Origin of the sequence: Streptomyces sp. NPDC048612 (assembly GCF_043199295.1) — a bacterium.
GTDB lineage: Bacteria > Actinomycetota > Actinomycetes > Streptomycetales > Streptomycetaceae > Streptomyces.
In genome coordinates, this window is the sequence record NZ_JBICVV010000056.1 from 1 (window position 1) to 7,669 (window position 7,669).

Consider the following 7,669-nt stretch of genomic DNA (forward strand, 5'->3'; position numbering starts at 1 on the left):
GGCCGGGCGGGCGCGGGGCCGGCGCCCGGGGGGGGGGGGGGGGGGGCCGGGCGCCCCCCCCCCCCCGCCCCGCGGGGGGGGCCCCCCCCCCCCGGGGGCGGCGCCCCCCCCCCCCCCGCCGCGGTGAGGCGGGCCTTCAGCTGTGGGCGCTGAGCACGCCGCCGGCGCTGAGCACGACGTTCACGCCGTTGGCGACGAACCCGATGTCGTGCTGGTTCGCTTCCACCGTGTCGTCCGCGTCGCCGCTCGGGCTGATGAACTGCGCGCGGTAGTGGAGTTCGCCGACCTTCGTGACCTTGACCGTCCAGCCGCCCGTGATCTTGAAGGTGCCCGGCCCCTGGTGTCCGCCGCCCATCCAGGAACGGACCTGGCCGTCCGCCGTGAGCACGAGGAACATGTCGTTGGCGTCGAGCCCGGCGTCCTGCCCCTTCGCCTCCAGCGTGGCCAGGACCGAACCGCGGGCGACGATCTTGGCACGGTAGTGCTGGGAGCCGACCTTGGTGATCTCGGCCGTGCTGACGCCGTCCGCCAGGCGCTGGGTGCGGACCTGGGATGCCGCCTTGCCACCGCCGGTGGCGTGCGCGCCGCCCGACTGCCCGCCCGCCGCGCCGGGCTTGGCGTCGGCCTTCGCGTCGGACTTGGCATCCGACTTCGCGCCGGGGCTTGCCGGGGCACCGGAGCCCTGCGGCGCCGAGGAGGAACCCGCGCCGCCGGCCTCGACGGAAGCAGCCGTGTCCGACTTGTCCGCGGGCTTCGTGCCCGCGGCCTCCGACCCGGAGCAGGCGGTCAGCGTGAGGCCGGCGGCTGCGGTCAGGGCCAGGGCGGCCATGCGCAGGGTGCGGCGACGGGCGGTGCGGGCAGTGGTGCTGGAGCTCATTTCGGGTCCCCCAGGACAGTCGGTGACGTGGTCTCCTCGGTACGTCACCCACTCTGACCGGACCCACTGTCGCGGCACTGCCACTGCGCTAACGTCCGGCTAACACGGGCGCGAGCAGCGCGGAAGGACACCAGAGCGAACCCGAAGAGCCGGGCGCGGCCGCCTGGTGGGGAATGCCCCGGCCGCCTGCCGGAACCGAACCGGGGCCGTCCGCCCGCTCAAGGTGATGGCCGTGACCGTCAGCCGTCCCACCCCCTCCCCAGCGACCGGAACGGTCAGGAAACGCAGACGTCAGCAGAACACGCAGACGTCAGACAGACCCGTCGGATGCGTCGGACGAGTCGGACGCGTCCTGACCGGCGACGCCCTCCACCGCCAGCACCGCGTCCCGGTAGGCCCGCGCCGCCGCCCGCAGCGCGGCCTCGGGGTCGACACCGTCCGCCTCGGCACGTATCGCCATCGCCAGCAGCTCGTAGCCGATCCCGTCACCCGCCGGCGGGGTCACGTCCAGCCCGGCCGACCGCACCCGCGAGGCCAGCTTCGCCGCGAGCGCCAGCCCCGGCTGCGCCAGCGGGACGCCCTCGGTCACCGACTCCCGCTGCTTCTCCTCCGCCTTCGTCCGCAGCCAGTGCGCCTTGACATCCTCCGGGGTGGCCGCGTCCGCCTCCCCGAAGACATGGGGGTGGCGGTGGAGCAGCTTCTCCACGATCGTGCCCGCCACGTCGTCGATGGAGAACGGCTCGTCCGGATCGTCCTGAGCGATCCGGGCGTGGAAGACCACCTGGAGGAGCACATCGCCGAGCTCCTCCCTCAGCTCCGCGCGGTCCCCCTCCTCAATCGCCTCCACCAGCTCATACGCCTCCTCGATGCCGTACTTGGCGAGGTCACGGTGCGTACGGACGCTGCTCCAGGGGCACTCGGCGCGGATGCGGTCCATGACCTGGACGAGGTCGAGCAGCCGGGCACCGGGCAGGTCGTAGGAGCCGGGCAGCAGCTCCAGGTCCGGCATGGTCTCGCGGCCGGAGCCGGCCAGCCGGGCCAGGCCGTCGGTCAGCGCGCTCTCACCGTCCGCCGAGGTCAGCACGACGGCCGTACGGTCCTCCGGGACGCAGTAGTCGACCAGTTCGCGGGCGGTGGGGGCGGCGGTCTCCACCTCGATGCCGGCCTCCCGCAGATAGGGCAGCTGCGGATGGTCCGGATCGGCGCTCAGCACGCGGTCGGCCGCGCGGACGATCTGCCAGGCGGGCCAGGAGAGGAGTCCGGGGGCGACCCGGTGGCTGGTGGTGAGCAGGACCAGGCGGCCGGTGCCGGTGCCCTCGGGGCGGGCTTCGGCGCCGGTGTGGGCGGCGGAGGCGTCAGCGTTCACGCCTCGAACGTAACGCACCCCACTGACACCGCCCGGCGCCGGCCGTGCGGGCGGTGTCCGGCCCCGGCCGCCGGCCGTGCGGCGTCAGCTCAGGCCTGCTGCTTCGCGGGCTCCCCCGTGATCCACGGGTCCTTGGTCTCGCCGAGGATGACCTGCCGGTCGTCCCACTTGCCGAACCGCGGATTGACGTCGATCCCCATGGACCGGGAGGTCGTGGCCAGCGCGCGGGCGAGCTTCTGCTGACCCTGCGGCGCCCGGCGGTCCGCGTGCAGATGCTCGGCGACGCCGTCGAGCATCAGCTGGTTGCGGACCATGGCGTCGATCTCGTCGGGGGCGACGCCCTGCTGGAGCCACATCGCCTTCAGCCGCGCGGCGCCGCCGGCCTGCTGCTCGGCCTTGGCCCGCCACTTCTGGACGTCGTTGCGGCTGACCGTCACCCCGGCGTCCTTCGCGCCGCGCGCCAGCACCTCGTCGAAGATCATGCCGTTGAGGGTGGCCAGGCTCAGCCGCCCGCTGGTCATGATCATCTGGCCGCCCTGCGGGGACTCGGCCTGGGCGTCGCGCACGTCCCGCACCTTCGCCTGCAACTGCGAGACGGTGATCCGCTTCCCGTCCACGATGGCCGCGGCACCGGGATGGGCGTCGTTCCCACAGGCGGCGAGCAACGGGGTCGCGGCCAGCAGGGCGGCGGCGGTGGATACGGAGAGCGCTGTCCTTCGGCGGAACACTTGGCCTCCCGGCAGATCGTGCGACGGAGTCTCGACCTTGATTGATCGATGCTATGGAGTCGGCGTGGCCCAGGCCACTGCTTCGGCCAACGATCTGGGGCGGGGGCGGTTTCTGCTCCGGCGCTCCTTCTCGTCGCCGTCACCGTCGGCGGACTTCTCCGTTTTTGGCGGTCGTAGGGTGGGCGGCATGATCGAAGCGGTGGTATTCGATGTCGGTGAGACCCTGACCAGCGACGATCGATACTGGGCAGCGTGGGCCGACTGGCTCGATGTGCCACGCCACACCCTGTCCGCCCTGGTCGGGGCCATGGTCGCCCAGGGGCGGGACAACGCCGACGCCGTCCGCCTGCTCAAGCCCGGCATCGACCTGGCCGCGGAGTACGCCGCGAGGGAGGAAGCGGGGCGCGGGGAGACGCTTGACGAGAGCGACCTGTACCCCGATGTCCGGCCGGCGCTCGCTGCCTTGCGCGCGGCCGGCTTCCGGGTCCTTGTCGCCGGGAATCAGACCGTTCGCGCGGGCGAGTTGTTGCGCGGCCTGAATCTGCCGGTCGATGCCCTCGCCACATCGGGCGAGTGGGGCGTCGCCAAACCAGCGCCGGAATTCTTCACGCGGTTGATCGCGCTCGCCGAGACCGCCCCCGACCGCATCGTCTACGTCGGGGACCACCCGGCCAACGACATCGCACCGGCCGCCGCCGCCGGCCTCCGGACCGCGCATCTGCGACGCGGCCCCTGGGGGCACCTCTGGGCCGACACCCCTGAAGCCGCAACCGCGGACTGGCGCATCGAGGGGCTTGATGACCTGCTGCCGTTGGTGTCCGGCTGAGGGACGGTCACTGGGCGGCTGACGCGCCCGACCTCAACGTCCTTGCGGAAGGGGCTCGTTCGCGCACCTGTGTGTCACGAAGCGGGTACCGTGCGGAGTCGCTGCACCGAACGGAGTCCCCATGGCCGTCGAAGCTCACACCGGTGTAGGCAAGCGCATCGCCTACCGACGCCGGATGGCCCGCCTCACTCAACAGCAACTCGCCGACGCCGCGCAGATTCACCTCGGGACGCTCCGGAAGATCGAACGAGGAGCCCGCGGAGCCGGAGACACCGTTCTTGAATCGCTCGCAGCGGCTCTGGGAGTCGACCCCTCCGTCCTGCTCCCCCGCTACGACCGCGCTGAAGACCGTGTGAACCAGGCGATGCCCCTCCTGTCCGCCGTGCTCGCCACGTACGACATGCCGGACGACGGGCCGGTGCGTTCCCTCACCGAATTGCACATCGCGGTCTCCGAGGCAGAAAGATGGCGGCTGGGGGCCGAGTACGTGCGCATCAGCCGCAAACTACCGGCGCTCCTGGCCGAGTTGTCCCGAGCGCTGTACCGCATGCCGGATGGTGACAGCGGAACCGTGGCCAGCCTGCTCGTCAGCGCATACCGGGCGGCGGATGCCGTTGCCTACAAATACGGCGCCCTTGACCTGTCCGCCCGGCTCATCGAGGTGATGCGCTGGGCGGCGCACCGGGCCGGGGACCCGCTGGTGGACGCGACGGTGGCCTACGTCCGTACCGAAACCTTCTTTGCCGCCCGTGCCCATCACGCAGGTCTCCGCGCGCTGGAGCTGGCCCTGGACGCCGTACCGGCCTCTGGCGATACCGCCGCACTGGCTGCTCGTGGCGCCTTACATATGCGGGCAGCCGTCATCGCCGGCCGAACGGGGCAGGCCGACGCGGCAGGCACCCACCTGGACTGTGCCCGTGCTCTCGGCGACCGGGTACCGGAATCCGTCTACCGCGGCACCGCATTCGGCCCCGACAGCGTGCGCATCCACGAAGTGTCCGTGGCGGTCAGTCTTGGCGGCGGCCATGCACGACGCGCCCTGGAGGTCGCGGCTGCCTGGCAGCCCCCTCTCAGTCTTCCTGCCGAACGGCGTTCCGGGTTCTACATCGAACTCGCCCGCGCCCAACTGTGGGCAGGGCATCCGGATCACGCCTTCGCATCCCTGAAGCATGCGCGGAGCATCGCGCCACAGCACGCACGCGAGCATCAGTGGGTCCGCCAAGATGCCGCCACCCTGCGGCGGTTGAAGCGCACCGACGCCGAGTCGCTCACGAGCTTCGCCGAATGGTGCCATGCCACAGGCTGATCCTGACCGACCCTCACCGGGTCACTTTCTCCCCTTGCGCTGGGCCACGATCCTCATACGCCCAGATGAGGGGAACCAAGGTGACTCAACCCACTACCGCACCGACCGGTCAGCACCACGATCGTCCGCCTGACGGGGGCCAGACGCTGAGGTCCCAGCAGGCTCCCGCCAGCCCGAGGAGGCGCCACCGACCGGGTCGGCCCACGCACCCGATCGACATTGCCACCGTCCAGTCCACGATCGACGAGGCTCAAGCCCTGCGTGGATCGTCAGCGGAGCCACGTGAGCTTGCCGACCTGGAACTGTTGCTCCGGGGACACATCGCCGAGCTGCTGGTGGAAGCCAAGGACTCAGCGGATCTGATGTGGCGCGGCAGTATGGAGTGGTCCCTGCTGACGGGCCGGTTGAGCGGTATCCGGTTTCAGGCCGGGCGGGGCCTCGGGGAGGGAGTGCTGTCAGCACACGTCCAGATCGCCCAGCTCGCGTTGGACTGTCAATGGCTCCTGGACGAGTACGGAGGCGGCGCTGAACACGCCGTCACCCCTGAAACCGACGCCTCGCTGCCACACCCCGAGGTGTAGCGGGCACGGGTCATAGCGCTCCGGGACGGCAAGTCGAGCCGCCCGCCCCGGCTTGATCCCTGCACCCTCCCCGGCCCGACACCGTGCGCTGGAAGCCTGCCCGCCGATCCACCGGCTCCCCTCCCCGGCCCGGTACCGCGAATCCGCGGTACCCGGCCGGCGGCCCTCCCCCCCCGGGAACGCGCCGCCCCGTGCAGCCGTCTGACCCACTGCCGGCCGCGTAGCGGCTACCGGGCGGGCCGGTCAGCCGCTTCGAGTATCTTTTCGAGCAGGGGAGAGTGAGGTTCCGCATGGACAGGGCGGCAGCAACGGCCGGGGGCGACGCCCCCGGCCGGATTCCGGGAGCCGACCGGGGCACCATCCCGTCACAGCGGACCGCCGAGCCGGACGCCCCCGCGGCCCCGGCCGCCGGCGCACCGCCCTCCGCGTCCGGGCGGCTGCGGCGCGCCGCCGAGCGCCTGCGTACCCGGACCGCGCCCCTCCGCGCCCCGCACCTCGACCCCTACTGGGCCGCCGCGTTCTTCTTCGTCGCGTTCGCGCTGCTGTCCTACCACCGGTTCCGGACCCTGTCCCTCTCCTCCTGGGACGTGGGCATCTTCGAACAGGCCATACGCGGCTACGCCCACTTCCAGGCCCCGATCGTCGACCTCAAGGGCCCCGGCACCAACATCCTCGGGGACCACTTCAGCCCCGTACTGGTCGTCCTCGCCCCCTTCTACCGGCTGTTCCCCTCCCCCCTGACCCTGCTGACCGCGCAGGCCGCACTGTTCGCGCTGTCCGTGCTGCCGGTCGCCCGCGCCGCCGCCCGCTACCTGGGCCGCGTCCCCGGCCTGGCCCTCGGCGTCGCCTACGGCATGTCCTGGGGCGTACAGAAGGCCGTCGACTTCGACTTCCACGAGATCGCCTTCGCGGTGCCGCTGATCGCCTTCGCACTGGAAGCGGTGCTGCGCGGACGGTGGACCGCGGTGGTCTGCTGGGCCGCGCCCCTGGTGCTGGTCAAGGAGGACCTCGGGGTGACCGCGGCCACCATCGGCGCGCTCGCTCTGCTCCGCACCCGGCGGGCCAGCCCCCTGGCCATCGGCCTGGTCGCCTTCGGCATCACCGCCACCGCGCTCACCCTCGGCCTGCTGATACCCGCCTTCAACGGCTCCGGCTCGTACGACTACTGGAGCAAGTTCGGCGCCGAGGGTGCCGGGGCCACCATCCCCCTCGACACCGCCGTCCGCACCACCCTGTGGGTGCTGCTGCCCACCACCGGCATGCTCGCGCTGCGCTCCCCGCTCCTCCTGGTCGCCCTGCCCACCCTGGGCTGGCGCTTCCTCTCGCACGAGCCCCACTACTGGGGCACCGACTGGCACTACAGCGCCGTCCTGATGCCGGTCGTCTTCCTCGCGCTGATCGACGCCCTGCCGCGAGTACGGGTATCGGCCCGCCCCTGGCTCCGCTCGTACGCCCACCACCTGCCGGCCGCCGTCCTCGCCACGGCCCTCGCACTGACCTCCGCCCTCCCCCTGAGCCGCCTCACCGAACCCGCCACCTACAGCACCCCGACGGTCGTCACCGCCGACGAGAAGCTGCTGGGCCGCATCCCCGACGGGGCGACCGTGGAGTCCGACATCCGCCCGCTCAGCCGCCTCGTCCACCGCACCCGCGTCTTCTGGACCGGCGACACGGGCGGGCTGTCGCCCGACTACATCGCCCTCCAGCTACGGGACGAGGCCTCGCCCCGCCAAGCGCTCGCGGATGCCGCGGCGCGGCATCCGCGCTCGACGTATGTACTGCTCGGCGACACGGCCGACTTGGTGGTCCTCCACCGCACCTCTTTGCGCTCGTAGCGCCGCCTCCCACGTTGTCGGGTGGCCCCGCCGTGACCTGTTTTTCGCCTTCGGCGGGAGGGGGTTGGTGGGGTGGGGCCCCGGTGTGTGGTGGGTGACGGGTTCGGGGCCTCCGGGGTGGGTGTTCGGACTGCTTCGCTTTACGTCCGA

At 72.1% G+C, this 7,669-nt stretch carries 7 protein-coding genes; 4 read left to right on the forward strand and 3 right to left on the reverse strand.

The features are described 5' to 3' along the window. Positions 1 to 136: 136 nt before the first annotated feature. From ACGFN2_RS35790 to ACGFN2_RS35800, 3 genes are all read right to left on the reverse strand, one after another. Positions 137 to 877: a hypothetical protein gene (locus ACGFN2_RS35790; protein WP_393367151.1), complete on the reverse strand. Its 741-nt coding sequence runs from the start codon at positions 875 to 877 to the stop codon at positions 137 to 139. Positions 878 to 1,187: 310 nt separating this feature from the next. Then, a complete protein-coding gene (locus ACGFN2_RS35795; protein WP_362608886.1) occupies positions 1,188 to 2,243 on the reverse strand; it encodes a nucleoside triphosphate pyrophosphohydrolase in 1,056 nt (351 codons plus the stop codon). 89 nt (positions 2,244 to 2,332) lie between these two features. Beyond that, a complete protein-coding gene (locus tag ACGFN2_RS35800; RefSeq protein WP_362608888.1) occupies positions 2,333 to 2,971 on the reverse strand; it encodes a SurA N-terminal domain-containing protein in 639 nt (212 codons plus the stop codon). A 187-nt stretch (positions 2,972 to 3,158) separates the two neighbouring features. Between ACGFN2_RS35800 and ACGFN2_RS35805 the strand changes: the two genes are divergently transcribed. The 4 genes from ACGFN2_RS35805 (at position 3,159) to ACGFN2_RS35820 (ending at position 7,519) form a co-directional block, all read left to right on the forward strand. Beyond that, entirely contained in the window at positions 3,159 to 3,797 is a 639-nt protein-coding gene (locus tag ACGFN2_RS35805) for an HAD family hydrolase (RefSeq protein WP_393367154.1), read from the forward strand. A gap of 121 nt (positions 3,798 to 3,918) precedes the next feature. After that, positions 3,919 to 5,103 (forward strand): helix-turn-helix domain-containing protein, encoded by a 1,185-nt coding sequence (locus ACGFN2_RS35810; RefSeq protein WP_393367156.1) that lies wholly within the window; start codon positions 3,919 to 3,921, stop codon positions 5,101 to 5,103. 65 nt (positions 5,104 to 5,168) lie between these two features. After that, positions 5,169 to 5,684 carry a DUF6415 family natural product biosynthesis protein gene (locus tag ACGFN2_RS35815; protein ID WP_393367158.1) on the forward strand — a complete coding sequence of 172 codons (516 nt, stop codon included), beginning with the start codon at positions 5,169 to 5,171 and terminating at the stop codon, positions 5,682 to 5,684. Between the two features lie 290 nt (positions 5,685 to 5,974). Beyond that, complete coding sequence (locus tag ACGFN2_RS35820) at positions 5,975 to 7,519, forward strand: DUF2079 domain-containing protein (RefSeq protein WP_393367160.1); 1,545 nt, start codon at positions 5,975 to 5,977, stop codon at positions 7,517 to 7,519. The last annotated feature ends 150 nt before the right edge of the window (positions 7,520 to 7,669 follow it).